General features: G+C 46.4%; 24 protein-coding genes. 8 read left to right on the top strand and 16 right to left on the bottom strand.

What is annotated here, in order from left to right; all coding sequences use genetic code 11:
* Positions 1-13: 13 nt before the first annotated feature.
* Positions 14-1,120 carry an FUSC family protein gene (locus AMBT_RS20685; RefSeq protein ID WP_007105030.1) on the top strand — a complete coding sequence of 369 codons (1,107 nt, stop codon included), beginning with the start codon at positions 14-16 and terminating at the stop codon, positions 1,118-1,120.
* Positions 1,121-1,521: 401 nt separating this feature from the next.
* Here AMBT_RS20685 and AMBT_RS23210 read toward each other — a convergent pair whose 3' ends face one another.
* The 6 genes from AMBT_RS23210 to AMBT_RS23235 form a co-directional block, all read right to left on the bottom strand.
* Positions 1,522-1,662 (bottom strand): ATP-binding cassette domain-containing protein, encoded by a 141-nt coding sequence (locus AMBT_RS23210; RefSeq protein ID WP_013786620.1) that lies wholly within the window; start codon positions 1,660-1,662, stop codon positions 1,522-1,524.
* A 256-nt stretch (positions 1,663-1,918) separates the two neighbouring features.
* Positions 1,919-2,311, bottom strand: a complete 393-nt coding sequence (locus AMBT_RS22750) for a hypothetical protein (RefSeq protein ID WP_013786619.1) — start codon at positions 2,309-2,311, stop codon at positions 1,919-1,921.
* On the bottom strand, positions 2,295-4,289 hold the full coding sequence (locus AMBT_RS20670) for a hypothetical protein (RefSeq protein WP_013786618.1): 1,995 nt from the start codon (positions 4,287-4,289) through the stop codon (positions 2,295-2,297). Before AMBT_RS20670 ends, AMBT_RS22750 begins: the two co-directional genes overlap by 17 nt.
* Positions 4,289-6,040, bottom strand: a complete 1,752-nt coding sequence (locus tag AMBT_RS20665; RefSeq protein WP_013786617.1) for a hypothetical protein — start codon at positions 6,038-6,040, stop codon at positions 4,289-4,291. Before AMBT_RS20665 ends, AMBT_RS20670 begins: the two co-directional genes overlap by 1 nt.
* Positions 6,027-7,319 carry a tyrosine-type recombinase/integrase gene (locus AMBT_RS20660; RefSeq protein WP_013786616.1) on the bottom strand — a complete coding sequence of 431 codons (1,293 nt, stop codon included), beginning with the start codon at positions 7,317-7,319 and terminating at the stop codon, positions 6,027-6,029. Before AMBT_RS20660 ends, AMBT_RS20665 begins: the two co-directional genes overlap by 14 nt.
* Before the next feature lie 395 nt (positions 7,320-7,714).
* Complete coding sequence (locus tag AMBT_RS23235) at positions 7,715-7,804, bottom strand: hypothetical protein (RefSeq protein WP_470211218.1); 90 nt, start codon at positions 7,802-7,804, stop codon at positions 7,715-7,717.
* 269 nt (positions 7,805-8,073) lie between these two features.
* Here AMBT_RS23235 and AMBT_RS20655 point away from each other — a divergent pair, with 269 nt between their 5' ends.
* Positions 8,074-9,723 (top strand): amidase, encoded by a 1,650-nt coding sequence (locus tag AMBT_RS20655; RefSeq protein ID WP_013786615.1) that lies wholly within the window; start codon positions 8,074-8,076, stop codon positions 9,721-9,723.
* 84 nt (positions 9,724-9,807) lie between these two features.
* Here the strand turns inward: AMBT_RS20655 and AMBT_RS20650 are convergent, their stop codons facing one another.
* The 3 genes from AMBT_RS20650 to AMBT_RS20640 form a co-directional block, all read right to left on the bottom strand.
* A complete protein-coding gene (locus AMBT_RS20650; protein ID WP_013786614.1) occupies positions 9,808-10,101 on the bottom strand; it encodes a high-potential iron-sulfur protein in 294 nt (97 codons plus the stop codon).
* A 246-nt stretch (positions 10,102-10,347) separates the two neighbouring features.
* The gene (locus AMBT_RS20645; protein WP_013786613.1) at positions 10,348-11,031 is read right to left on the bottom strand and encodes a flavin reductase family protein; all 684 of its coding nucleotides are present in this window, start codon (positions 11,029-11,031) and stop codon (positions 10,348-10,350) included.
* Complete coding sequence (locus tag AMBT_RS20640) at positions 11,024-11,215, bottom strand: zinc ribbon domain-containing protein (protein WP_041452638.1); 192 nt, start codon at positions 11,213-11,215, stop codon at positions 11,024-11,026. Before AMBT_RS20640 ends, AMBT_RS20645 begins: the two co-directional genes overlap by 8 nt.
* A 203-nt stretch (positions 11,216-11,418) precedes the next feature.
* Here AMBT_RS20640 and AMBT_RS20635 point away from each other — a divergent pair, with 203 nt between their 5' ends.
* A complete protein-coding gene (locus AMBT_RS20635; protein ID WP_013786611.1) occupies positions 11,419-13,551 on the top strand; it encodes an exonuclease domain-containing protein in 2,133 nt (710 codons plus the stop codon).
* Between the two features lie 288 nt (positions 13,552-13,839).
* Positions 13,840-14,064, top strand: a complete 225-nt coding sequence (locus AMBT_RS23020) for a TIGR03643 family protein (protein WP_049791853.1) — start codon at positions 13,840-13,842, stop codon at positions 14,062-14,064.
* A gap of 66 nt (positions 14,065-14,130) precedes the next feature.
* Here AMBT_RS23020 and AMBT_RS20625 read toward each other — a convergent pair whose 3' ends face one another.
* The 7 genes from AMBT_RS20625 to AMBT_RS20595 form a co-directional block, all read right to left on the bottom strand.
* Positions 14,131-14,523, bottom strand: a complete 393-nt coding sequence (locus AMBT_RS20625) for a hypothetical protein (RefSeq protein WP_013786609.1) — start codon at positions 14,521-14,523, stop codon at positions 14,131-14,133.
* A 250-nt stretch (positions 14,524-14,773) separates the two neighbouring features.
* The gene (locus AMBT_RS20620) at positions 14,774-15,613 is read right to left on the bottom strand and encodes a hypothetical protein (RefSeq protein ID WP_232363160.1); all 840 of its coding nucleotides are present in this window, start codon (positions 15,611-15,613) and stop codon (positions 14,774-14,776) included.
* Between the two features lie 562 nt (positions 15,614-16,175).
* A complete protein-coding gene (accC, locus tag AMBT_RS20615; RefSeq protein WP_013786607.1) occupies positions 16,176-17,519 on the bottom strand; it encodes an acetyl-CoA carboxylase biotin carboxylase subunit in 1,344 nt (447 codons plus the stop codon).
* A 14-nt stretch (positions 17,520-17,533) separates the two neighbouring features.
* Positions 17,534-17,998 carry an acetyl-CoA carboxylase biotin carboxyl carrier protein gene (gene accB / locus AMBT_RS20610; RefSeq protein WP_013786606.1) on the bottom strand — a complete coding sequence of 155 codons (465 nt, stop codon included), beginning with the start codon at positions 17,996-17,998 and terminating at the stop codon, positions 17,534-17,536.
* A gap of 14 nt (positions 17,999-18,012) precedes the next feature.
* Positions 18,013-18,453 carry a type II 3-dehydroquinate dehydratase gene (gene aroQ, locus AMBT_RS20605; RefSeq protein ID WP_013786605.1) on the bottom strand — a complete coding sequence of 147 codons (441 nt, stop codon included), beginning with the start codon at positions 18,451-18,453 and terminating at the stop codon, positions 18,013-18,015.
* A 286-nt stretch (positions 18,454-18,739) separates the two neighbouring features.
* A complete protein-coding gene (locus tag AMBT_RS20600; RefSeq protein WP_013786604.1) occupies positions 18,740-19,570 on the bottom strand; it encodes a M23 family metallopeptidase in 831 nt (276 codons plus the stop codon).
* Between the two features lie 49 nt (positions 19,571-19,619).
* Positions 19,620-21,518 (bottom strand): protein-disulfide reductase DsbD, encoded by a 1,899-nt coding sequence (locus tag AMBT_RS20595; RefSeq protein ID WP_013786603.1) that lies wholly within the window; start codon positions 21,516-21,518, stop codon positions 19,620-19,622.
* A 201-nt stretch (positions 21,519-21,719) separates the two neighbouring features.
* Between AMBT_RS20595 and AMBT_RS20590 the strand changes: the two genes are divergently transcribed.
* The 4 genes from AMBT_RS20590 (at position 21,720) to AMBT_RS20575 (ending at position 25,898) form a co-directional block, all read left to right on the top strand.
* Positions 21,720-22,250: an FxsA family protein gene (locus AMBT_RS20590; RefSeq protein ID WP_013786602.1), complete on the top strand. Its 531-nt coding sequence runs from the start codon at positions 21,720-21,722 to the stop codon at positions 22,248-22,250.
* Between the two features lie 219 nt (positions 22,251-22,469).
* The gene (locus AMBT_RS20585; RefSeq protein WP_013786601.1) at positions 22,470-22,760 is read left to right on the top strand and encodes a co-chaperone GroES; all 291 of its coding nucleotides are present in this window, start codon (positions 22,470-22,472) and stop codon (positions 22,758-22,760) included.
* Positions 22,761-22,800: 40 nt separating this feature from the next.
* Positions 22,801-24,441 (top strand): chaperonin GroEL, encoded by a 1,641-nt coding sequence (groL, locus tag AMBT_RS20580; protein ID WP_013786600.1) that lies wholly within the window; start codon positions 22,801-22,803, stop codon positions 24,439-24,441.
* A 227-nt stretch (positions 24,442-24,668) separates the two neighbouring features.
* Positions 24,669-25,898 carry a tyrosine-type recombinase/integrase gene (locus AMBT_RS20575; RefSeq protein WP_013786599.1) on the top strand — a complete coding sequence of 410 codons (1,230 nt, stop codon included), beginning with the start codon at positions 24,669-24,671 and terminating at the stop codon, positions 25,896-25,898.
* Positions 25,899-25,904: the final 6 nt, after the last annotated feature.

Below are 25,904 nucleotides of genomic sequence, written 5' to 3'. Positions count from 1 at the left end.
TGTCGGAGGTCAAGTGCATCAGCGCTTATCCAGAGTAAAAAGTCGATCAGCTGCAATCCGGTTTCTGCTATCGCGGGCACAGTTCAAAGAGTGCTTTGCCGTAGTTAATCAGCCTGGCTTCAGGAACTCGGCACTGGCCGGACTACAGGTGGCTATCGCGGCGCTGGTTGTGCTTCCGCTGATCGAGCTATCCGACTTTTCGCACCTGATTGGATTTGCTTCGCTGGGTACATTGGTGGCTTTGTTTGGCCGTTTTGCGGCCCCGGAACGCCGGGGCTTTACGGTTTTCCTTTGTTTGCTCTGCCAAACCGCAACCGTTTTTGTGATGTCCCTGGTGGCCTGGCTGGAGTTGCCCATGGTTGGTCAGCTGGCCATTCTGGCGCTGTTGTGCGGTACGCTGTTTTACATCGTCACCGTTGGTGATTTCGGTCCGCCAGGTGCATTGATCTTCATATTCGCCGCCAGCGTTTCAATGGGCCAAGTGGATACCTTTGCCTCTGTCCTCGAACGTACGACTGCGACCGCAGTGGCCGCTGCTCTTGCCTGGCTAGTGGTGATGATCACCGACGTGTTCCGCCACGATACACCGGCGGCACAGGATTGGTTCAAAAGCCGGCCCGCCAGTCACAAGTTGATCGCCGTCGCGCGCATGGTGTTGGGCTCTGCCGTGGCGGCTTATGTTGCTTATGCGTTTGGCGGTCAGCACGCCGGTTGGGCGGCCATGGGCGCTGTCGCCGTGTTACAGGGTAGCCATTTGCATATCAGTATGAGCCGAGCCCTACAGCGCACCATAGGCAACGTACTCGGCGCTCTCCTTGTGGCTTTGGTGCTGCTAAGCCAGCCCTCTGTGTGGACCATTATTGGGCTGGTGGCGTTACTGTCGTTCGCTACCGAGACCATCATCGGATCGAATTATGGACTGGGCCAGGTTCTGGTTACGCCCATGGCTCTGTTTATGAGCTATCTGGCGGCACCAGACCTTGCTGGCATGGCGATGGTGCAGGAGCGGGTAGTAGATACCCTCATAGGGACCGCTGTCGGGATCTGTTTTGCGATTCTGTTTTCGACCCTGGACGACCGAGCTCATTTGCTAACTCATCACATAAATCGCGGAAGGTAAGTTGCAGTCACGGGCTGTTGGTTCTCGAACGCCTATCAAAACCTTGGTCTGTCCCAGATGCAAGAGAGCCAGTTTATGGGTAGTTCATAGGCCCTGAGTATCACTGAGAATGAATCGGACGCGGCGTTTTGGATTAGAGACCGCAATACGAGTGTGGGTTTAAGAATACGAGCGGGAGTGCCAGTTACTGGATCGGGAAAGAGATCACGGCGGCTTCAGTTGACCGATTCAATAAGCTCCCTTGTCACCACATCTTGGGGCTGATCTCAGCATAAATACAACCTTCCCTCATCACTACAATGTGGTTGGCACAGCGACAGGCGTTGGCGAGATCGTCGATAGCTATGGCAATGGTTTTGCCCCCGGCGACTCAGTTCCCGGATAAGATCGAACCCCTCGACCTAGCGGCCAAGATCCAGGGCTAAGGTCGGTTCATCGGGAAGGACCAATTGCGTTTCCTCGACAACGGTCATGGTAATCCAGACCCTTTGCTTCGGGCCTCCGGATAGCGCGTCCAAAGGGCGCTCTATCGGTTCTGACATGTTCACAACCCCGACTGAATCCGAGAATTACCCCTTTAAGCACGACATGCCCCTCAGCCTCAATGGACTTACCCCGATGCGTGTGACACACCGTAGCCTCAAATTGAACCCCTCGGACTCGGCCCTGAATGTTCGCTTTGCGACCCGAGCGGCCAAATTGTGGTAGCATCATTTGGGTAGCAAATCGGAAAAGCGTAACCTGCTATGCGTCATTGAATATCATGAGCTTACCGGAATATTACGTGTAACCGGAGGGCTAAAAGCGTGACACCCTCCCGGCCTTCAACCGCTCAATCTCATCCAGAAGCTCTTCGATAGTCGAATTCTGCGCCGCCACAATAGAACTCAGGCGATCAATCTGCTTGCGATAGTCTGCGATCTTCTGCTTATCGGTTCTTGCCCTGTTGTCTGTAGTACGCTTGCTGCTCCTCTTTTGCTCCGACTTAGAAGTTATGTAGGCTTGAACCTCAAGTATCAGCAAAGGGTACCTGTCCTTTTTCAAAGCTGAGGGATCTCGTCCCGCTTCTCTCGCAACGTTGTTTTGGGTAACAGCTGCCCCCAAAGGAAGGCGGATTGTCTTACCTTTTTTCAGCCGATCAAATGCATCCCTGAACTCTTGCTCTGCCGATTTCTTAACCGTTGACGACACTGAGATACACCTCTATCGCATAGATTTCTTTTTTCAAAGCGTTGAAACGTGGACTCTCGGAGGTCAGCGACTCGATTTTCTTTTCGTGAGCAGCCTTTAGTCGTCTCAAGGCTGGCCCATTTTCACGCTTAAAAATCGCATCTGTGCAGATGCCTCCGCCATCAGCCCCAGCACACTGCGCCATTGACTCAATACCACCATACTCACAGACCCCAGCCTTCATGCAGAATCCGGCCAGTGTGCGCCGACAACCAATATCGCCTTTGGCTATTAACTTCGTAAGCTGTTTTTCCTCCCCAGCTTCTACAAGATTGACAACCTTAATCGGGATCATCTGCTTAGAATGAGGGCGCACATTCTCAAAGCTATCTTCCACCACACTTGCAATCTGCCGGTAAATTGCCTTGTAGGACTCGACTATGACGGAAGTTTCAGCATCCGAGTTGAGTCTCAAATTAGTGAAATTGCGGCCATAGTAAAGCGTCATTTTTTGACTCACATGCTTCATGAGCCACTGTAAGCTTTGATCAGAAACCATGTTGGAGGCGAACATATTGACGTTGGTGGTGCGTCGCAACTGATGCGCCGCTAAAGGCCATTGAAGCCCGATGCCAAATCCTTCTCTATTGCCAATATTCGGGGTCATAGACACCGCAATTTTCCAATCCTCTTCTGTCACTGCCATCTCTTCTGGATCGAAAAAAAGCGGATAGCGATCAATGAAGGGACCCAGCCTTAATTGCCCTATAAGTTCGTTCTTGGAGTTTCGGTTGTTACCCTTTACTGGAAGCCACGGCTCCGTTCCGGCCAACGCGAGCGGCACAGAAGAACTATCCCATTCAGGCGCAGACTCACCCCCTGGGAAATACTTCAGCCTCCATTTAGCAATGGTGCTCGCCGCATCAACAGCCTTCTTAACGGTGCTGGGCACAACCCATCGAGCATCATCATCAGGATCAGTTTTCGTGGTTTCCCCAACCAACATTGCGATATCCCCCAACCTCTCGTCACGCTCGATGAGAAAGCAATCAGACCTGAGCGAGTTCACCTCATTCAGGCGCTGAAGGGAGAAGCTCATGATGTAAAATAGAGCCGCCTCTTTAACCATATTGAGATAGGCCGTAAAGCGGGTACTCCTGTAGATGAGAGGCGGTACGCCCAGCCATTTCTCGAAAAGCCCTGAAAGTCCATACTCCACAGAAAATCCTTCAAACCCTCCTGCAAACAGCACTCTTTTTTTGTAAACGTGCGGCTCATAAAAGGGTGAATGGTATTTAACATCCTTTACGCAAGAGGCGTTATACGTATACGCTTCTGATAACCAGCTGAATGCGCTTCCCAGCGCTTGCTCATGCTCGAAAAAATCGTCCAGGCACTCATTCAACCTCTTAACCTGGTACGCCCATATTCTGGGTGGAATATATGGAGTTTGAACCTTCTCATGACCTTTTATCTGCGACGCCAGGAGCGCCAAACCTCTCCCTCCGAATACCTCAAAGCCAAGAACATCTGATTGCAATCTCAATCTATGTAGAAAGTTGACGTAAACCTTAAAACTGGCGCACTGAAGAGCATCAGCAATCTCCTGATGAATCGCCGGAAACCTCTCAACGTCCGAGATCAGCACTCCCTTACTATCGCAGACGCTTGCAATCTTTGTCAGGGCTCCAAACGAGTAAACACAACTCCTAATTCGCCCAGGAAAAAGTCGCGGATGATAAAGCACCAAGAGCACAACCTGCTTGACAAGAAAGACATTCTCATCAGAAATCCCGTCCTTTTTAAAATTGAAGGTCGCAGAGCGCTCGAACGCCCGAAAGTCCCAGAAATCATCACCATATAGGGACAGCGGGGCACCTTCGCTGTCGACCGATACCGCCCAATCTCTGGGTGGCGGAAAGCATGGCGGTCGATACAACGGCGAGTCGACCGTAACCAACGTGGATGGCGACATAAAGCGCAAAGTGTCAGCGTTCATTACTGCTCCAGAAGCTCAATAATTGGGGCCCAATTAGGGTGGTAATCACCCTCTTCAATCCGCTCCTGCGCTTCTGACACCCAGCCAGCACGCCTGGAACTAGAGTTCTTAAACCACGACAATTTTTCGGATAACCGATCAACTACGACGTCAGAGGGCACCTCTTCACGACTCAGCGTCATGCTTGCCTCAATCGTCTTGAGATGCCGAAAGGAGGAAATGGACCAGATATAGTCTTCACTATCTACATCGCGATGATGCTTGCACCACAGGCAACCAGATGGATTGACACAGTTAGGTTCAACTATCCCCCCAGGTCTATCGGCCACCGATTCTGGGTCACCATTGCAACTGCTGGAAATCACCGACGCCTTGAGATCCTTTTGCTTGATAGGGTCGTGCTTGCTCCAAAACCGGGCAACCTCAACCATAGCTCGCTGCTGACTAGGTCGCTCGTATTGGTCCTTTAACACCTCCCGAGTATGCTGAGCCATATCTGCCGTTAATTCAGGGTCTCCTGAGCGGCGCAAAAGCCAATTCACCCTGGTGTTTCTCAGTTCTCGTGGTGTAACCCAAGCAAGTCCATGTGCTTCAAATAACTGCCGAAACGCCACAAAGTGAGTAAGCCCCGTTCTCGACACACTCTCTCCCTTGCCATAATTATCAAACTGAGGGAAAAAGTTTGGAGAATCAGGAAAGAAATGGTTCACAAAGGCTCGAAATCGCTCAAGAAAGGGCTTGTAAGACTTGTAAATTCGAAAGCTTACCTCACCTCCTCTCCTGTTCTTGTAACACCTTACCTGCCAGCTATCGCCGAGCGGCTTATACTTCAAGGCTCCGCGCCCCAACTCTCTAGCCTGAGTCAAATTCATGCCTGTCTGAGCAAGGAAAATCAGAAACTCTGCCTGGACTCGCAGGTTCACCAGGTGCCACCTTTTCGCTCCGCCCCTCCGGGGAGAAATATCACTGACCGCCTCTCGTCGCTTTAACGCTTCCCGATAGAGGACCTTTTTCTGATATGCCCAGCCAGGCTTGGGAGTAGCTGCCAACTCAAGCTCTTGCAATCCCGCATGGAGCAACACCTCATTGCCCTCAACCAGACCGGCTCGGATTGGGATCTCTAGGGGCAGGGGCCCATAAACAGCTTCCTTAGACAATCCTTCCGCGATATCGACCAGGAAATTCCCCTGCTTGAAGGTAGCCTCCAAGTTTTTCTTCTCAGCAATCCGACTGACCGCTTTTGGCGCTTCCTTGACGGCACGAAGGCGAGTCCTATTAATGAGGCGGACGGTTTCCGGTATGGAAAGAATGGAACCAAAAATCGACGACAGCGTCGCAGCCTTTATGTAGGCTGACTTCGGGCTCAACTTCGAACCCTTCTTCCTAGACTTAATGAACAAATACTCGGCGTACTCCAGGAAGTTGAATTCCAGCTTTGCAAGACTGAACGAGTGCTGGCCCTCATCCAGGAATCTCATAAATCCCACGAACGTAGCAAGGTAATGAGGCACCGACTTCTCCGATCGGCCAGCGTAAAGTCTATTCTCAAGCTCTTCTTTAACAGCTTGTAAAAGCTCCAACCTCTCTGTTCGAATCGCCCCTAGCGCTCCCACGGCAATTTTTTTGAACGCCAAATCCGCTCTCAAGCTCGCGCCGCCCCGATAAAGGAACCGTGTTAAATCTGACCTTGAACCATATCGGGGCGCATTCTCCTTATCTAGATACTGGATCAACAAATCAGGCGTCGTCATTGAATGTAACCTTATCGATTAATGTTTCGACGTTGCCAACTTTGCCGACATACAAATTGAAAAATTCGTCCGACAGCGCCTCCTTTACAGGCTCTTTTTCGATGAACTTCACATATTTCCAAGTTGTCGCCTCATCCTTGTGGAGCATGGCATCCCTAACAAAAACGATGGCATCGACCTGGCTCGGAAGGGCGCTCATTGCGAGTCGCATTAACTGGGTGCCAAAAGTGGCTCGTGTTTGGTGAAATTTAAAATCCCTAAATTGATCAAGCCCTGCCTCAGCCAGCTTTTCACGCAGGTAGCTGATTAGTTTTGTAAAGGACGTCTCGGAGTAGGCGTTTCCTCGCTCAGACAGAAACAGCAAGGTTCGATCTTCTTCGGAGGCCCTCGCCTGTCGACCAAGGCGTCGCGCTGAATAAGCATATCGCTCAAGCTGACGAACAAGCTCGGCAGGAAAGAGCAGCGCACCACTCACATCGTACTTGGTTTCAACACCTGTTCCAGGCCCCACCGCAATGCGCTTCATTGAGGGAATTGTCGGATCATCCAGGGCGTTATCGATGCTTGATAGACGCAGGGTGCGAATGGTCTCACTCCGAGCCCCAGTAAAGAAGCCAATCATGGTCATCAGGTAAAGCTCTACTTTCCCACGCTCGAAAAGAAAAGTAAGTAGCGCCGCTCGATTCTCATCCGTTAGAGGGGTCAGCCCATCCTCCAATGCCGCACCAACCCGCCTTCGATTCGGAATGGCCAACTCGCTTGAAGTCACAGACATCGTCCGAGAGAAGCCGACAGAGGTATAGAACTGGATCGTTTTAGACTGATCCTCCCACATGGACTTACGGTCAACCCAGCCATAAACCTGGGCCCAGCGGTAGAATTGAATGATCGCGCCCATTCTCGATGTGGCGGTGCTGGAGCTAACCAATCCGGCCTTCCGCTGTTCAATGAGAAATCCTCGGTACTGGAAAAGACAACGATCTTTCTTTCTCTTCGGAAAGTGTCGCCAATCCACCCCATGATCTTCTAGCCAGCAAGCGTAGGCTTTTAGGTGACTCATGTTTGAGGCCACTGTTTTGATATCGTTTCCTACAACGGAGTCTAACTTGTGGAGTGCATAAGCATTGGCCGCGAGCCAAGGCTCTCCGTCATCGAAGAATATGTGTGGCACCTTTGGCACTGGCTTTGAGCGACTGACCGGAACCCAAGAAACCTCCTGAGAACCCTTGTCGGTATCGAGAGCCATAGGCGTAATACTGACTCTTTCGAGCATCGCCATAATGAAGTCCTTGGTTGATCGATTGCCTACCCAATCCGGCTTGCAGCCAGAAATGTCGCATCCAGAGTCTTAAAAGTTCGCAGACTTACTCTTTGAAAGTCGAGCACCTCACAGCCGCCACCCTTTCGCGAAAATTGCAGCACCAGCCTTCAACCAGGGGCGCTCTGGTGATCATTACTGACTTCAGATTTCCGCAATCAAACAGCAACCGAATGTCCGCCTCTTGCATTTTCCCTATTTCGCCTCATCACTTTTCTGGTTTTGAATATTCCCAAGAGACGCCAACAGGCCCCGAATAGATCGAAGACCTAATCGCACCTCTCTATCGGCTCTGAGGTTTGCCTTAAGGTTGGGGAGATCACAGGGCTTTGGGAGCTGAACCCCAAGAACTCGGGCTACTTTAAGGGATAGGGTTTCCTGTTACCTGGCAGATCTTTGATAGCTTTTATAAGCCGTGACTCACCGAATCGCTGTAAAAGGTACAGCCACTCTCTTTGCCCTCTTTCATTGGTAATCAGAGCGGAAATTCTTCCTACCAGGGGCGGGCCTGAGGGCCCTCTGGCCGTGAGCGGCTAGCCCACTTCCTTGTCTATTTCTGGAAAGAAACTTAGGGTAGGCTCATTCCAATGTCAATAGTTACCACAGTATTTTGTATTCGTCATATGCTAGCATTCGTATGTATAATCGTTTCAATCCACTACTAAGATATTTAAAACTAAAATGTAGATATCTTAGAAACTTGGGGACAAACCACATGAAGGCTACGCTACTTTACGCTGCCGTTATTTTACTTTGCACCGCGTGTGCACCATCTAAGCCGAACACAAAAAATGCATCTGTTGAGCGTTCAGACGACAGGGCTTTTTCAGTAGCTGTTGAGGCTTGGTTAGATAAATCTGCACTAGAACAAGCGCAGGCTATAGCAGCAGGTGAGTTGTCATCCGAGGCGTTAGTAAAAGGCTATCTCGCTAGAATCGAAAAGCTTGATGGTGATGTAAATAGTATTTTGGCACTTAACCCCAATGCCATTGAAGAAGCCAGAGCGGCTGATTTAGCACGTAAAAATAGAATGCGTAAAGGGCCGCTGTTTGGTATTCCAGTGTTACTGAAAGACAATATTGAAACCAGTGAGCTACCTACTACCGCAGGCGCGATGGCACTTGTTGATAATGACACAAAGCGAGATGCCCCCATTGTAGCTCGCCTTAAAGCCGCGGGCGCCATTGTGTTAGGTAAAACTAACCTCTCTGAATGGGCTAACTTTCGGTCTGAATCTTCTATTAGTGGTTGGAGCGCCGTAGGTGGGTTAACCCGAAACCCGCATATGTTATCTCGTAGTGCTTGTGGTTCTTCGTCGGGTTCAGGTGCTGCTATGGCATTGCGTTTAGCGTCGTTAGCCGTGGGCACTGAAACCAATGGTTCTATTATTTGTCCTTCTTCAATGAACGGTATTGTAGGATTTAAACCCACAGTTGGGCTGTTATCTCGTACGCACATTGTCCCTATCTCATATACCCAAGATACCGCAGGTCCTATGACCGCAAACGTTAACGATGCATGGTTAATGGCATCAATCATGGCAGGTGTAGATACAAAAGATAGCGCAACGCTAGAGGCTAGCAAACACATGCTTAATGCACCGCAGCAAAGTATGTTGGCGACCGATTTAAAAGGCGTGCGCGTAGGCGTTGTGCGTTACCGTCAAGGGGATAACCCTCATGTGCTTTCTACTTATGAAAAAGCCTTAAATAGCCTAACTGCCGCAGGCGCTGAGCTGGTGGAAATTAGCGACTTCAAACAACCTGAAAGTTTTTGGGCCGACTCTTATCAAGTGTTACTTAGCGAGTTTCATTACACATTAAACGAATACTTAGAAGGCAGTCCAGCGGACATTCCTGTGCGCAGTTTGTCGGAACTTATTACTTACAATCAAGCAAGCTCTCGAGAACTTGCGCTCTTTAATCAAGATATATTCGAAAAAGCAGTGAATACAGATGACATTAATAGCCCAGAATACGCTTCGGCTCTAGCCTTGGTAAGAGAAACTGCGAGAGACAAGGGTATTGATGCCCTAATGGCACAACATAAAGTTGATGTACTTGTGGCACCCTCAAATAGCCCGGCTTTTCTGATTGATGGCGTGTATGGCGATCATTCCCCAATGGGGTTTATTGGAATTGGGTATTTAGCGGCCATTGCAGGTTATCCGCATCTTACTGTACCGGCAGGAGAAGTGAAAAACCTTCCGGTGGGAATTAGCTTTATTGGCAAGCAATGGGACGATGAAAAAGTGCTACGCATTGGCAGTATATTTCAAGCAAAGCATGGGGCCTATATAAAGCCTGGTTTGTTACCGAGCCGACTACATAACCCCGCATTGTTAGACGCTGTGAAGGGGCTGTAACTCGTTATAGACCCTTATCTCAAATGCATAAAAAAGCCCCAGCACACGTGAGCGAGACTGGGGCTTTTTTGATAATTCGAGTTACTAGCCTGGGCGTTTAACCCATGCACTACACCAACCATTGGCGTTAACCAATTTGTTAGGGAAGATGGCGCAAGGGCGGTGTTGTTCGCCGTCGGCACCTTGAATGTACATGCAGTTGTTACATTTAGCACCGTCTACAGTAGACGCCGCAGTGTAGTTTAATGCTTTCGCGCTTGGATCATCTGCTTGTAGTTGTTCTTGCGCATTCGCACGTAACGCAACGCTTCCTAACGTTAGGCCTATCAAAGATGTACCTGACAATTTCAGAAAGTCACGACGGTTTACAGACTTCATAATTCTCTCCAATTGAGATAATAACGATAATGATTCTTTTTTACTCAGCGCCTAAAACGCAAAAACCTGCCGCAAGGCAGGTTTTGAATGTTAATAATTATACTATAACCCGTGGCGTTTGGATCTAACACAAAGCAATAAATATTTGTTGATCTAGATTAACGAGTTTCACCTGAACAGCTAGCAAAATCAATGTCCTATAGCATCAACGCAACATTAGTTTGCGCGCCACTGGCAAAACATGAATTATTTTTTAGTTACGCTCGCCTGTGTTAAAGGCACATCGGGTTTTGCGTAAGCATATTGGGCTATCTTTTGCGTACTATGATAAGTGTCCAGACCCGAGATACATGAGGTTTGTAGTGATTCAAGATCTATATACCCATCTTCGGCAATAGCACTTTTTGCAATGTCATCTCCTGTAGTGCTGCTGCCCGCAATAAAGACCTCTTGGATTTCACCTATAATCATTTCCGTTTGATTACACAACGTAAAATGCTGTTCTACTTTAAGCCCCATCTTTATCGCGCTTTCTTTAACATAAGGCGCGCTGAAGTTCTGGCTAAACCAAGGCGTTAGTCCAACCTCATCGAACTCACTCACACCATTATCATACCGCGCAGATGTTTGATGTGCTTTGTCAGTCCAACTTGTATGAACATGATTTAAAGTGAACATACCTTGCTGCTTAATATTAGTCAGAGAATCTCGCTGTGCAGTGTGTGGGCGCATAATAATACCCAGCAATGGTGGGTTAGCCCCTACATGAACCACAGAACTAATAATAGCTAAGTTGTTAACTCGGCCATCGGTGGTGCCTAACAGTGAGGAAGATTTAAAGCCAGATAGACTATTCACAAAGTTGGCGCGATATCGTTGCGGCAAAGCATTGATATCCTGCAACGAAAAATGGGTACCACTATCAGCCATTTTCCTGCTCCGCAATAATATTTAAGTCTTCGCCTTGCTGATAGACGCCAAGTTCAATAGGTTGGCAACATACTTGGCAATCAAGTACCTGCACCTGACCCACATCATTAACCTCGTCAATTTCTACATCATTGGCTGCCATGCAATATGGGCAAGAGAATTCCATCGATCTCGTTAAGCTCATGATTTCCTCGTATGTGAATTACGTTGTGATAGTTATTACGAGTAAAGTAGAAAACTGGATTGACTGCCAATTAAGCCAGAATGACTTTACAAGCTACTACGCAAGCGCCTGTGCACCTACGCATGAAATAAAAAGGGAAAAGGTTGAATAATAGGGCTGTATAAATATACACTAATTAGTGTATGCAATAGTTTGGTTTTATAATGCGAAAAGATTTGCCACCACGATATTACTTAGCCCACTTTTTTGAGTTCTTAGCGTTCTTTAAAGGGGCGAATGCTGCGTTGTTAAGTGATGACGCTCATGGTTTTATAGAAAGCTTTAACCAGCTAGATGCTGACAAACAATGCATCATTGTGCGTGCGGCTAATCGTAAATATGCGGTAATTGACAGGTCGCAGTTTTCTTATGCAGAAATAGCTAACCCTCAACAGCAAATTGACGAGCTGATTGAAGCTAAGTGGTTCGGCGATTTGCACCATGCTTCGCTGCAAGATATTGCAGGCGTACTGACTAAAGACGCTATTTTAAGGCTGTTAAGTGAATATGGTGCAACCCAAGGTTTGGCATCATTAACCAAGCCCGTGCTTGTATCGCGCTTAGAAGCCTGCATTAATCAGCATGGGTGGCCTGAAGGGCTAAATGAGCATACCTACTTAGTGTGTTTGTTTGATGCACCGCTAAAATACCTACTATTCCTTTATTTTGGCAATACCAAAGGTAGGCTAAATCAATTTTCTATGCGCGACTTAGGCGTTATGCGTACACGCGGCGATTCAGTATCAGATATTACCCGTTTCGACAGTAAAGCAGATGCTGAAGCAGCTTGGTTTTATGCCAGCCAATTAGAAAAGCTTCCTTTCCTCTCTTCAGCGCAAGCTAATACATTAGCCAAAGAAACCTTCCCCAACAGCGATGGCGTATCAGCCATGTTTTATCGCGATCAGTTTCTTTATGCATTAGCGTTAAAATTATTAGACGAGCACCGAGAGCAGGCCCTTCTTTTGCTATACCAAGCCCAAAGCGATAAAGCGAAAGAGAAATGGATAAGAGAAAGCTATAAAGATGGCAACATTGATAGTGTAAAAGAAGTACTAGAACACATTATCGACTCACCACCTTCCGATACGCTGCTGGCCTTTGCTGAAGATTTCTATGCGAGGAAATACCACAAAAAGCGCACCAGTGCGGTGACGGATATGTTAAGAAATGCAAGCCGTACTATTGATATTGATGTTAGCCAAAATCAACAGGTAGAGCGTGGCGTGTTAGCTCATTATAAACGCTTAGGTATTGCCGGTTGGCGCACCGAGAATCGGTTATGGCGTAGCTTGTTTGGGCTAACCTTTTGGGCACAGCTATATGAAGAAGATACGCTGGTCACTGAGTTTGATAGACGGCCTCTATCGCTTAAGCAAAACAACTTCTACGCGCGTTTTGGCAGCAGTATTGAAGCCTTATTTGAAAGGTTAAATAGCGAAGATAAGTTTCGCCACCACGTGCATAAAATGGCGACCGCCCACTATGGCAAGGTGAATAGCTTATTCATGTGGAGCAGCCATTTGCTTGAACCTATCGATGCCCTAATCAAGCACGGCGAGCTTAGCGCCATTGTTAACCTGCTTCGAATGATGAGCGAAGATTTTGCCTCTTTAAGCGACGGCTTCCCTGACATCATGATCTTTGATGAAAAGTTGCGCTTTGAAGAAGTGAAAGCGCCAGGCGATCAGTTAAGACGCAATCAGTTGGTGTCTATTCAGAGGTTGCAACGTGCAGGGTTTGAGGTTGCCGTTACTTCGGTAAATTGGCATCGCGACCCTAATCAGCCGTATGTTGTGGTTGATATTGAAACCACTGGGGGCAACAACAGCTACAACCGGATCACTGAAATTGGCATGGTGAAAATTGTTGCGGGTGAGGTGGTCGATACCTATCAAACTCTAATTAACCCCCAGCGACGAATTCCGGCTACCATCACACGTCTTACTGGTATTTCTGATGATATGGTGGCTGATGCTCCATTATTTGTTGAGGTGGCTGAACGTATTGCTAGCTTCACCGACGAGGCGGTATTTGTGGCCCATAACGTTAACTTCGATTATGGCTTCATTAAACAGGAATTTGCACGATTAGAACTTCCTTTTAAACGCCCTAAGCTTTGTACGGTGAGAGAAATGCGCAAGGTGAATCCTGGGTTACCCTCATATTCATTGGCTAACCTCACTCGGCATTTCGACATTAAAATGGAGCAGCATCACCGTGCGCTCTCTGATGCAAAAGCGGCCGCTGCACTACTTGATATCATTCTAACGATGTCGGCTGAAACAATTAAATAAATGTAAGGTTAGGTAAGGCTAGAGAAGGTGAACATTTTTTCTAAATTGGCGTAATAGTAGTGTTAAATAACAAGAGCCGGAACTATGCGAGATACCGAAGAGCAACTTACACAAGAGCAGTACACAAAAGAGCGTCACTTTGAAAAAGGCCGTATTTCAAAAGAGCATTCTTCAAAAGAGCATGTCTCAAAAGAGCCCTCGTCAAAAGATTATCCATCAGAGCTCTATCCCTTAGAGCGCCATACTGAAGGGCATCTCACTGAGGTTGAACAATCTCGCGTCATTGAAATGGCGTGGGAAGATAGAACTCCTTTTGAGGCAATCGAAGACTTGTATGGCTTACCTGAGAAAGAGGTTATTAATCTGATGCGCCAGAATTTAAAGCACAAAACTTTCAAAAATTGGCGTGCAAGGGTGTCAGGGCGTAAAACCAAACACAAAACGTTACGCCCAGCAGGCGTAGAAAGAGGGTACTGCCCGTCTCAATATAAACCTCAGAGTGCGAATAAGTAACCTTCTATTGTGCTGGCTATTCTGTAGGTTTCAATGGCTTCACGGTAGTGACAGGCAGTAGCAGCATCATAAGTTGCTGGCGCCAAGGCGTGGGGAATAACTGGGTAGTGCTGTCATCTGCAGGCGTAGCTTGTGAATTTGTTGTTTATAGGCTTTATAGTAAGGGCAGCTTTCTTTAAGGCTTTCAATGCGACTTAACACCGAGTCGATAAAAATAGCAGGGCTACGTTGGGTGTTCTGCTTTAAATCTAATACTAGTTCACGTAACACATAGGCTTCCCACTCAGAGCGGTATTCTCGTTCTAGCTTGCTGGGCTCGCGAGAAAGCTCAGTGATTTGTTGGTGTAACTCCACGTCGTTTTCAGGCTTGTCGTAAAGCACACGCAAGGCAAGCAATACGTCGATAGACAGGCGTGAAACAGGGATTTGAGATTTTAGTTCTTCGTAACGTTTGGGCACCTTGTAAACCTTTTTACCTTAGCGGTAAATATTGAAAAACTTTGATTTCTTAGCGTTTGAGTTAGTAAACACTACCATACTTCACTCAGTATTTTTAGTAAATGGCAGCACGCACAAGTAGTTGTAATCATTAAATAAACGTAACCATTTAACGCTGAACTTTTGCATAGGAAGCTAACGTATTAACAAGTGCACTGTCAAAGTGCGTACGCGTTCTTGCTGTTTGGCCCATCATTTTGATGGGCCTTTTTTATTGCTCAAATGACACCTTTATACCTGCCAGCAACCGACTAACGCTATCTACCACATCGGCACGTATAAACCACTCTGTGTCATCAATAAGAGTAATATCACCGCTTATTTCAGCTGAAGCGCCATGACCCGTTCCCAAAAAATCTTCAGTCAGCTCAGCCCTAGGACCGAAGCCTTCGCTTACATAAGAATAGTGAGAAAAGTAGGATAAGGGATAATTTCGCATGCTCGTTTTTCCGCTCAAGCCAATAACAAACTTTGAACTTGAAGATGAAAGTTGCTGAATAGTTTCAATGAACAACGTTTGGGATGGCGTGTATTGAAAGCGATATTCACCCCGAATAAAGTTGTTGTCAGTCATACGCTCGATACTCACTTCGTAGCTATGGGTTTGCCCCATTTTTGCCGAGTATTCTAATTCAACATAATTGAGTTGGTGGAAACTATCAAATGCGCTGTTGGCGTTGGTATCGTCAAGTTCGCCAATAACCAATTCTATTTCGCTGTCCTCTTGCAAGGCATAAACACTGCGCATGCCTTTAATCCAGCCATCTTTAGATAGCCCTGACGAAGAAACTCGGCCCTTATAGGTGGGGATGACCCCCGCCTCCATTTTTCCATCAGAAAATTCATAGCGTAAATATAAACGCCTAGCGTAAAGGTAATCTGACGTATCACTACCAAAGGTATTATGGCTTGATGCAAAAGATTCTCCGGAAACCACAAAGCTATTTAACGACCACGCATCGTCAGAGGACAGGGAAACTGAAGGGTAATATCGCACTCTATACTGATTTCTATGATCTCGGTCTGAGCGTTCGTCAAAACGAAATTGCATGTCAAGCTTCTGTGAAAAGCTTAAGCGCTCGGCAAAGGCATTGGCGCATACGGAAAATAAGAGAACAACAAATACAGCTGCGTTATCTACCCTTTTCATTTCAGTCGAGTCCAATTCATCAATAAGTTAATTAAGCCTAACCAGCTTATACGGAACAAAGTGCGACTAGGGTAACTATTTCTGGTGGAAAAAACTGAAAAAAAAGCCGGTGAAAGACACCGGCTAAAAACTGGAGGTGGACTCCAATGAGGGTAAACACATAAAACACAACTAAAGTTTCAATAGCAGGGAGGGCTAGGAAACTAAGTTAAGTATATGCCCGCATTCCTCATTTGAAAAACCTTAAAACTTGATTGTCCTAATCGTAAAAACAGAATGAACTATATGAGCTAGTAATTGTTTGAGCATGGGCAGTAGAGCGCATAGCAAAACGGTACCGGTAGTCGCGAACAATTTAAGTCGTTTGGGAATATGTCTTTAGAAAAAGAAGGGATGTAATAGAAGTAAAAGCAGGGTGATAAAAGCAGTGCCGTGGAAAACACGGCACTGAATTTTGAAGCTGTTAGGCTATGCCTAGTTTCTTCTCAAGGTAGTGAATATTGGTACCACCGGCAAAGAAGTTTTCGTCAGCCATAATAGCGCGCTGTAAAGGAATGTTAGTTTTAATTCCCTCGATAACTAGCTCATCTAATGCATGGCGCATTCTGGCAATAGCTTCGTCACGACTTTCACCAAAGGTAATCAACTTACCAATCATGGAGTCGTAGAAAGGCGGCACCGTATAGCCAGCATAAATATGAGATTCCCAACGAATACCTAAACCGCCTGGCGAATGGAAAATATCAATCGTACCTGGGCTTGGGATAAAAGTTTTCGGATCTTCTGCGTTAATTCGACATTCAATAGCATGGCCACGAATTTGAATTTGCGATTGGTCGATAGACAGAGGTTGACCGGCTGCAATACGCAGTTGTTCTTTAATTAGGTCAACGCCGGTAATCATTTCAGATACTGGGTGTTCAACTTGAATACGGGTATTCATTTCTATGAAATAGAACTCACCGTTCTCATATAAGAACTCGAACGTACCTGCGCCGCGATAACCAATTTCGACACAAGCACGACGACAACGATCGCCAATCTTGTTACGCATTAGCTCAGAAATACCAGGTGCTGGTGCTTCTTCTACCACTTTTTGGTGGCGACGCTGCATAGAACAGTCACGCTCACCTAAGTGAATAGCATTGCCTTGACCATCGGCTAAAATCTGAATTTCTACGTGACGTGGATTTTCTAAGAATTTCTCCATGTACACAGTAGCGTTGCCAAATGCCGCGCCCGCTTCAGCTTGCGTGGTTTCAATAGCACTAATGAGTTCTGCTTCACTGCGAACCACACGCATACCACGACCACCGCCGCCGCCTGCTGCTTTAACAATAATTGGGTAACCAATGCGTTTAGCAATGGTTTTATTCTTATCATTGTCGCCAGTAAGTGGGCCATCTGAACCAGGTACACATGGAACGCCAGCTTTCTTCATAGCACTAATTGCTGACACTTTATCGCCCATCAGGTTAATGGTGTCTGCCGTTGGGCCAATGAAGATAAAGCCACTCTTCTCAACTGCTTCAGCAAAGTCGGCGTTTTCTGCTAAAAAGCCGTACCCTGGGTGAATAGCAATAGAATTTGTGACTTCTGCCGCCGCTATAATGCGAGGAATATTCAAGTAGCTTTCGGTTGCTGAGGCTTTACCGATACAAATCGACTCGTCTGCCAGCAACACGTGCTTTAAGTTTTTGTCTGCCGTGGAGTGTACCGCAACGGTTTTGATGCCAAGTTCTTTACAGGCACGCAAAATACGAAGGGCAATTTCACCACGGTTTGCAATGAGTACTTTATCTAGCATAGTACGAAGCCTGCTTATTCAATGATGAACATGGGTTGATCAAACTCTACTGGGTCTTGGTTATCTACCAGTATTGCTTTAACCACACCAGATTTGTCTGATTCAATTTGGTTCATCATCTTCATTGCTTCAATAATACAAAGTGTGTCGCCAGCATTTACGGTTTGACCTACTTCAGCAAACGGTTTTGCTGTTGGTGAAGATGCGCGATAGAAGGTTCCTACCATTGGTGATTTAACCACATGGCCTTCTGGCGCTGCAGGTGCCGCTGCTTGCGCAGGTTCAGCTGCCGCAACAGGTGCTGGAGCCGGAGCTGGTGCCGCATGAGCCGGTGCAGCAAAGCTATAGTTCATTGGCGCTTGAACGCCAGTTGGCCCGCGATGAATTCGAACAGACTCTTCGCCTTCAGTGATCTCAAGTTCGGCAATGCCAGACTCTTCCACTAATTCGATGAGTTTTTTGATTTTTCTAATATCCATGTTCAGTCTCTACGTTAATTTTTTGATTGCGGTAAATTGATGGCGGCGGTCAGGGCTAGTGAATAACCAATGGCACCAAGGCCAACAATGACGCCTGCCGCAACATCTGAGAAATATGAGTGATGTCGAAATGATTCACGGGCATGAACATTCGACAGGTGTACTTCAATAAACGGGATATTGACACTTAACAATGCATCGCGAAGTGCAACGCTTGTATGTGTGAAAGCAGCGGGGTTAATGATGATTGCGTCGATATTGCCCATAGACTGATGAATACGGTCGATAAGCGCATGTTCTGCGTTCGACTGAAAATGGGTAAGGGTGGCATCAGACGATTTTGCCTGCGCGCTCAGATCATCAACGATGTCCTGTAACGTTTGTGTGCCATACTTATCGGGTTCACGTTGTCCTAACATATTTAGGTTAGGGCCGTTCAGTAACAAAATATTCATTAAATTTGCTGCTATCTTCGGTAAAAAGTCAGTGTATTTGCTATTTCAGCAAAATTTTATGACAGTTGCACGAAAAAAAGACAATTAATCCGGTTGTTTATTCATTTAGACGTTGATTATAGAGGTAGTGAAAGATTTCGCAGCAAAATACTGGTCTAATCAGGTGTTTTCGACGCAAAGTTCTCTTCCCGGTCTATGCGTTATCACAGGTGCGTGGCGGTGTATAAGAATGTGACCATGTAATGCTAATGTGACTTTTATGTGCTGCTTATGTAACTAGTGGAGTTCAATTCGGCTCATTTTTTAACGCAAATGGCACCGACATGTACTTTCCTTCGTACTTGGCTGTGTACACGGCGAAGTGCAAATGGGGTAGTGATGAAAACCCTGTATTACCAGAATAACCAATGAGCTCTCCAGCTTTCACCTTTTGCTCTCTTGTTACCACCACACCTTTATATTTCAAATGATAATATTCGCCTGTGGTGCCATCGTCATGCAAAATAGCGACAAAATTCGCGTGCTTAGCAAACCGTTTAGAAGCGCCGCCTAATTGGCCATCATCTTTCGTATCTATTACCACACCATCGCGAGCGGCGAACACGGGAGTGCCAACCGGCGCCGCAAAATCTAATGCATAACAGCCCCCACCAAAACCTTGTACTACGGGGTAATTACTAGCTGGGCGCAGCGGCGGCAAATAAATCACTTCATCATTGTGCACAGCATTCAGCACTCCTGAAGTCCAGCTTACTTTCATAGAGTGCCAAAACCGTCGAGGGCTTTTTATTACTCCCATTAAAACAGGAGCGTCATTGTCTAAAAACACGTTGGATGTCGACCCGGGCGTAAGCCCACTGGTTGGTAAAGTAGACGCAAGCCCACTGGCTGATAACGTAAGCACAAGAGGCAGCGGTATCTTTCGCTGGGCATAAACTTCATAGTTGCCATTTGTGGGCGGCGAAATACTAATACAAAATCGATTAGCATCGTAGCAACCAAGCGCCTGGGTTGTCAGGTTTTGCTTCACGGTCTCTTGCGCCAATAGCGTTTTAGATGGCACGCACAAGGTAAGAATGAACAAAAGCGCGAGTGAAAACTGAGGCATTTGGGGCATAGCTCACCCTTGAATTACGGCGAAGAGTAATCACTCACCAATCATAATGTTAAAACGTATTTTCAACATGTTCAGCAAAGGCTGGCGCTTTCATAAATCCGGTTACCCGAGACTGCGTTAGCTCATTACCGCTCTCATCGAAAAATAAAATAGTTGGCAGCCCAAGAATAGAAAATTCATCCTGAAAGGCCGTATTATTGGCAGAGGTATCGGTTAAATCTATTTGCATCCACACGGTATTATTAAGCGCATTAATAACATTAGGATCAGGGAAGGTGTATATTTCAAACTCTTTACAGGCCACACACCAATCGGCGTACAAGTCCACCATCACCGTTTTGCCTTGTGAATTGGCTGTCGCAATTTGTTGGCGTAAATCATCTAAATTCTCAACGACAATAAATGTTGGATGAGCCAGCTGGCTGTGCTGCGTGGCAGTGTCTTCAGATGAAGTAAGGGTGTTATAGGCTAGCAGCGCACTGGCGAACAAACCTGCCGCAATAACCAACGTTCGCACGTACTTCAAAATGCCTTTTTGGCTCGCTTCGTTTACCACAAAATAATAACCAAATGCCCCTAAACCTAGGGCTGCCCACAGCAAGTTAATGTATTCGCTAGACCATGCTTTGGGCCACAAACGCTCTACAAATACGATGGCCACCGACAGCATCATAAATCCAAATGATACTTTTACCACGTTCATCCATTGACCCGCTCTTGGTAGCAATTTAGAACCTGTGATCCCAAATATAACAAGAGGAACACCCATGCCAATACTCAACATATAAAGCGAAATGAAGCCAAGGGTTAAGTCGCCGCTTTGTGCAATAAACAATAAAATGCCGGTTAATGGCGCCGTAGTGCATGGCGAGGCAATTAGCCCCGATAACGCACCCATAGCGAATACACCCGCCATGCTGCCAGGCGTTTGGTTGTTACTTAAATTAGTTAAGCGGGTTTGCCATTTTGCAGGAAGTTGAAGCTCGTATCGGCCAAACATGGCTAACGCCAGCAGAACAAAAATGCCAATAAAAATGCCTAGAATGAGCGGATGTTGAAGTGCAGCCTGAAACTGCATACCCGCCGACGCCACAATTAAGCCTAATATAGAATAGGTAATGGCCATGCCTTGTACGTAGGTAAACGTGAGCCAAAATGCGTTGCTGGCTTTTGCCTGTTTACCTTGGCCAATCACAATACCCGACACAATGGGGTACATAGGGAACACGCAGGGGGTAAAAGCAAGGCCTATGCCTAATGCAAAGAATAGCACCAAGGTGAGGGCTAGGTTTTCTTTGTTAATGAGCTTATCGGCCAGAGAATATTGAGACGCTTGAGAGCTACTCGGGTTCGTTTGCGAGAGACTCTGTTCATCTGTCGACATGGGATCAGCGCTGTTGCTCAAGACGCTGGCGTTAGCGTTGCTGGCAAGGGCATTCAAATAGACGGTTTTAATATTCGGTGCGTAACAAAGGCCCGCATCGGCGCAGCCTTGGTAGCGTATTTTTACTATACCGTCGTTGGTGGCTTGTGTAATAGGAACCGTTATCGTGACTTCATCATAAAATACTTCCGATTCGCCAAAGTATTCATCTTCAATGATCACGCCTTTGGGATAATGAGGTTCCCCAATGGCGGCTTGCTTAGCCACTAACTTGAATTGCTTTTTATAAAGGTAATAGCCATCGGCAATGGTAAAGGAAAGGCTTAAGGTGTCGTCTGCCTGATTGAAGTCGAATACAAAGGCTTGGTCTACTTTTAAGAATTCTTCTTGGTTGCTGAACACATCGTCGAACCCACCCAGGCTCTGATTTGAAGGCGGAGCGGAGGTTTGAGGCGAAGTTTGTGCCGTAATTTGTGTATTAGTTTGCGAATAGCCAGGCAGCGCAAGCGATGCTAAAAATAGACAACATGCGACAAAAGAAAATAAACGGGTGATGTACTTCATATAACGACTTTCTTTATCCTAAAGCTATTGGCCTATAAAAAGTAAGACCGAGATGTATACGCTATTCTTTCACAAACCCAGTTTAACACAGCTACCGTCGGTCGCTTGAGTTTGCCACTTAACCCAAAGCGTTGCACCTTCGCTTGTTATTATGGTCTTTACCCCAATACTATTCTATGACTAGATGAAAGAGGAAATGTTGTGCGGTTTTTATTTTTATTGTTTGCCATATTACCCATAGTAGAGATTGCCCTATTAGTTCAGGTGGGCGGGATAATTGGTGGCTGGAATACTATTGGGCTAGTGATATTAACCGCATTCATTGGTGCTTATTTTGTTAAGCGCGAAGGTATAGCAACATTACAAACCGCACAGGCCAAAATGCAGCGCAACGAACTGCCAGGTAAAGAGATGGTAGAAGGCCTAATGCTGGTAGTTGCAGGTATTTTATTGGTTACCCCAGGCCTAATCACTGACGTTCTTGGCTTTATGTTTGCCTTGCCAGGTTCTCGCCACCTTATTGCTTCGCAGCTAAGTAAACATATGAAACTGCGGGTAGTGACTCAAGCGGGCGGCTTTAATCAACAAGCTGGCGGTGCCCAGTATAACCCGTTTGAAAACCCATTTAATCAGCAACAGTCTGGTCAACCGGGCAGCTCAGATAATGGCGATGTGTTTGAAGGTGAATTTTCAGACAAAACCCAAAATGACCCAGACAAACGCCTTAAGTAATGTGTACTTTTGGCCTTAAGTGCAAGCTTTGAGCATTAAAATCAATTTTTTTACATTTTTTTGCTCAAAAACCCTTGAACTTGCATGGCTACTCCCCCATTTATCCTCGCAGACACGATTTTAACTGCTCGGCAACGAGCAACCCAAGCATACGACATACAAATAATTGTGTGTCGACAATCATTAACTTGAATAGTGAAATTTTCAGGAGACTTGAAAATGGCAATTCGTCCTTTACACGACCGCGTAATCCTTAAACGCGCAGAGCAAGAAAGCAAATCTGCAGGCGGTATCGTTCTGACTGGTTCAGCAGCAGAAAAATCTACACGTGGCGAGATTATCGCTGTAGGTAACGGCCGCATCCTAGAAAATGGCGATGTTAAAGCGCTAGACGTTAAAGTTGGCGACACCGTTATTTTTAGCGAAGGCTACGGCGTTAAAACTGAAAAGCTGGATGGTGAAGAAGTTCTGATCCTAAGCGAAAGCGACATTCTTGCGATTGTTGAGTAATGACAACTAACGTTAAACGAATTAAGAGAGGAATTTAATCATGGCAGCTAAAGAAGTACGTTTTGGTAACGACGCTCGTACAAAAATGCTTAAAGGCGTAAACACGCTAGCAAACGCAGTGAAAGTTACACTAGGTCCTAAAGGCCGTAACGTAGTACTAGATAAGTCTTTCGGCGCTCCTACCATCACTAAAGATGGTGTATCTGTAGCCAAAGAAATCGAACTTGAAGACAAGTTTGAGAACATGGGCGCGCAGATGGTTAAAGAAGTTGCGTCTAAAGCGAATGACGAAGCGGGTGACGGTACAACTACTGCAACTGTTTTAGCACAAGCTATTATCACTGAAGGTCACAAGTCTGTTGCTGCAGGCATGAACCCAATGGATCTTAAGCGTGGTATCGACAAAGCAGTTATTGCTGCGGTTGAAGAGCTTAAAGCCCTATCTACTGATTGTGCTGACAGCAAGTCAATTGCTCAGGTTGGTACTATCTCTGCAAACTCTGATGCAGAAGTTGGCGACATCATTGCTCAAGCAATGGAAAAAGTAGGTAAGGAAGGCGTAATTACTGTTGAAGAAGGTCAAGCACTTCAAAACGAACTTGACGTTGTTGAAGGTATGCAGTTCGACCGCGGTTACCTATCTCCTTACTTCATTAACAACCAAGAGAACGGCACTGTTGAACTAGACAGCCCTTTCATCCTATTGGTTGATAAGAAAATTTCTAACATCCGTGAGTTGCTTCCTACCCTTGAAGGCGTAGCAAAAGCAGGTAAGCCACTGATGATTATTGCTGAAGATGTTGAAGGCGAAGCCTTAGCTACACTAGTAGTAAACAACATGCGCGGTATTGTTAAAGTTGCTGCTGTTAAAGCACCTGGCTTTGGTGACCGTCGTAAAGCAATGCTTCAAGACATCGCTATTCTTACTGGTGGTACGGTTATCTCTGAAGAGATTGGTCTAGACCTTGAAAAAGTAGAGCTAGAAGACCTTGGTACCGCTAAGCGCGTAGTTATCAACAAAGACAATACTACTATTGTTGATGGTAACGGCGACGAAGAAGCGATAGAAGGCCGTTGTGCTCAAATTAAAGGTCAAATTGAAGACTCTTCTTCAGACTACGACAAAGAAAAGCTTCAAGAGCGTTTAGCTAAGCTTTCTGGCGGTGTTGCAGTAATTAAAGTTGGTGCTGCTACCGAAGTAGAAATGAAAGAGAAGAAAGACCGCGTTGAAGATGCACTTCATGCAACTCGCGCCGCGGTTGAAGAAGGCGTAGTACCTGGTGGTGGTGTGGCGCTAGTTCGTGCAGCAGCTAAGCTTGCTAGCCTAACTGGCGAAAACGAAGACCAAACTGTAGGTATTAAGCTTGCACTACGTGCAATGGAAGCGCCTTTACGTCAAATCGCTAGCAACGCCGGTGCAGAAGCATCTGTTGTGGTTAACGAAGTGAAAAATGGCGACGGTAACTACGGTTACAATGCGGGCAACGACACGTACGGCGACATGCTAGAGATGGGTATTCTTGACCCAACTAAAGTAACGCGCTCTGCACTACAGTTCGCAGCATCAATCGCTTCACTTATGATTACAACTGAAGCCATGATTGCAGATATACCTCAAGACGAAGCAGCGCCTGCAATGCCTGATATGGGCGGCATGGGTGGAATGGGCGGCATGATGTAAACGTCATGACTTAGTCTCATTAAGTCCTATAAAGCCCGTAAACCTTTGGTTTACGGGCTTTTTTTATGCCTTCTTGTCTCATAAGGTCTACTGGTATCGCACACAATCCTGAAGATTTTAGGGGTATTATGAGGGGTATCGTCATATGTAATTGTCTGAAATTTAGGGTATTATCGTAGCTGATACCCTGCATCATACCCCTACTTGCACCCACATTGAGGTGAGATATGGCTTTAACAGCGTTGGAAGTTAAGAACTCTATCTGTCCTGAAGGCAAGAAACAGACAAAGAAAAGTGATGGTAATGGTTTGTTTTTATTGATAAAAAGCAATGGTTCCAAGCTTTGGCGTATGCGTTATCGGTTTAATAATAAGCATCAAGAGTTGGCTCTGGGGCAGTACCCTACGATACCCCTAGTTGAGGCGAGATCAATGGCTGCCCAAGCACGAGCCCAGCTGGTTCAGGGGATTAACCCTGCTGATGAAAGACGGGCTAAAAAGAGGGAATCTAAAGCTGATGGCCGCCAATTTGGCGAGCTTGCGTTGACTTGGTGGAAGCAGCAGAAGTCTAGCTGGTCGGAAGACCACACCAATAAGGTTAAGCGCTGGATAACGGTTGATATGGCTCCATTATCAAAGCTACAGATAGATATGATTGATCAAGGGCATATCACAGAGCTAATGCTGTCTATCGAGGCGGCGGGTAAGCGCCGTGTAGCCCCCACAATCCTTTCAGTGATCAATCGTATCTTTGGTTATGCCTTGGCACACAGATATACCCGTATCAATCCTGCTCAGGGCTTACCTATGAGTGATATTCTCAAGCCTATGCCAAAAGTTAAGCACAGAGCGGCTATCACAAAGCCTTTGGCCTTAGGGCAGCTTATTCGGGATATTGATACAACTGAATCTGGCAGCTTTTGTACTGTAGAAGCGTTAAGGCTTATTCCCCGGTTATTCTTGAGACCTGGGGAAATTAGATGCCTTAAATGGGAATACATCGATTTTGACAATATGCTGCTGACAATACCTGGTGAAGAAATGAAGCGTGGCCGAGAACACCTTGTACCGCTTGCCGAACAAGTAGTGACTCAGCTTAAAAATGTTTATGAAGTAACCAGCTATTCGCCGTATGTATTCCCCAGTCAGCGTAATAGTGATCAGCCTATAAGTAAGAATGTGATGACCAATCGTTTGCGGGATCTTGGTTATGGTGCTGATGTAATGTCCGCACACGGCTTCAGGAGCACGGCATCGACGATTTTACATGAGCAGGGGTGGCACCATGATGTGATTGAAACCCAGCTAGCCCACCTTACAGGTACAGCTACTTCAAGGGCTTATAATCGCTCAATGTACTTAGCAGAGCGTACCAAGATGATGCAGGCTTGGGCTGATCAGTTGGATGCTCTGCGTGATAGGGATGATGTTTTACCAACTACGAGAGGGGAACCCTAGCAACCA

Origin of the sequence: Alteromonas naphthalenivorans (assembly GCF_000213655.1) — a bacterium.
Classification (GTDB): domain Bacteria; phylum Pseudomonadota; class Gammaproteobacteria; order Enterobacterales; family Alteromonadaceae; genus Alteromonas; species Alteromonas naphthalenivorans.
Note: the sequence above shows the minus strand (reverse complement) of the source record. Positions and strands in the feature narration are given on the sequence as shown.

Excerpts from the sequence above, each read along its gene's own strand:
- groL (WP_013786600.1), top strand. The coding sequence starts at position 22,801 with ATGGCAGCTAAAGAAGTACGTTTTGGTAACGACGCTCGTACAAAAATG.
- AMBT_RS20635 (WP_013786611.1), top strand. The coding sequence starts at position 11,419 with ATGCGAAAAGATTTGCCACCACGATATTACTTAGCCCACTTTTTTGAG.
- AMBT_RS20595 (WP_013786603.1), bottom strand. The coding sequence starts at position 21,518 with ATGAAGTACATCACCCGTTTATTTTCTTTTGTCGCATGTTGTCTATTT.
- AMBT_RS20640 (WP_041452638.1), bottom strand. The coding sequence starts at position 11,215 with ATGAGCTTAACGAGATCGATGGAATTCTCTTGCCCATATTGCATGGCA.
- AMBT_RS20600 (WP_013786604.1), bottom strand. The coding sequence starts at position 19,570 with ATGCCCCAAATGCCTCAGTTTTCACTCGCGCTTTTGTTCATTCTTACC.
- AMBT_RS20670 (WP_013786618.1), bottom strand. The coding sequence starts at position 4,289 with ATGAACGCTGACACTTTGCGCTTTATGTCGCCATCCACGTTGGTTACG.
- AMBT_RS20645 (WP_013786613.1), bottom strand. The coding sequence starts at position 11,031 with ATGGCTGATAGTGGTACCCATTTTTCGTTGCAGGATATCAATGCTTTG.
- AMBT_RS20585 (WP_013786601.1), top strand. The coding sequence starts at position 22,470 with ATGGCAATTCGTCCTTTACACGACCGCGTAATCCTTAAACGCGCAGAG.
- accB (WP_013786606.1), bottom strand. The coding sequence starts at position 17,998 with ATGGATATTAGAAAAATCAAAAAACTCATCGAATTAGTGGAAGAGTCT.
- AMBT_RS20665 (WP_013786617.1), bottom strand. The coding sequence starts at position 6,040 with ATGACGACGCCTGATTTGTTGATCCAGTATCTAGATAAGGAGAATGCG.
- AMBT_RS20650 (WP_013786614.1), bottom strand. The coding sequence starts at position 10,101 with ATGAAGTCTGTAAACCGTCGTGACTTTCTGAAATTGTCAGGTACATCT.
- aroQ (WP_013786605.1), bottom strand. The coding sequence starts at position 18,453 with ATGAATATTTTGTTACTGAACGGCCCTAACCTAAATATGTTAGGACAA.
- AMBT_RS23210 (WP_013786620.1), bottom strand. The coding sequence starts at position 1,662 with ATGTCAGAACCGATAGAGCGCCCTTTGGACGCGCTATCCGGAGGCCCG.
- AMBT_RS23020 (WP_049791853.1), top strand. The coding sequence starts at position 13,840 with ATGGCGTGGGAAGATAGAACTCCTTTTGAGGCAATCGAAGACTTGTAT.
- AMBT_RS20575 (WP_013786599.1), top strand. The coding sequence starts at position 24,669 with ATGGCTTTAACAGCGTTGGAAGTTAAGAACTCTATCTGTCCTGAAGGC.
- AMBT_RS20620 (WP_232363160.1), bottom strand. The coding sequence starts at position 15,613 with ATGCAATTTCGTTTTGACGAACGCTCAGACCGAGATCATAGAAATCAG.
- AMBT_RS20660 (WP_013786616.1), bottom strand. The coding sequence starts at position 7,319 with ATGGCGATGCTCGAAAGAGTCAGTATTACGCCTATGGCTCTCGATACC.
- AMBT_RS20655 (WP_013786615.1), top strand. The coding sequence starts at position 8,074 with ATGAAGGCTACGCTACTTTACGCTGCCGTTATTTTACTTTGCACCGCG.
- accC (WP_013786607.1), bottom strand. The coding sequence starts at position 17,519 with ATGCTAGATAAAGTACTCATTGCAAACCGTGGTGAAATTGCCCTTCGT.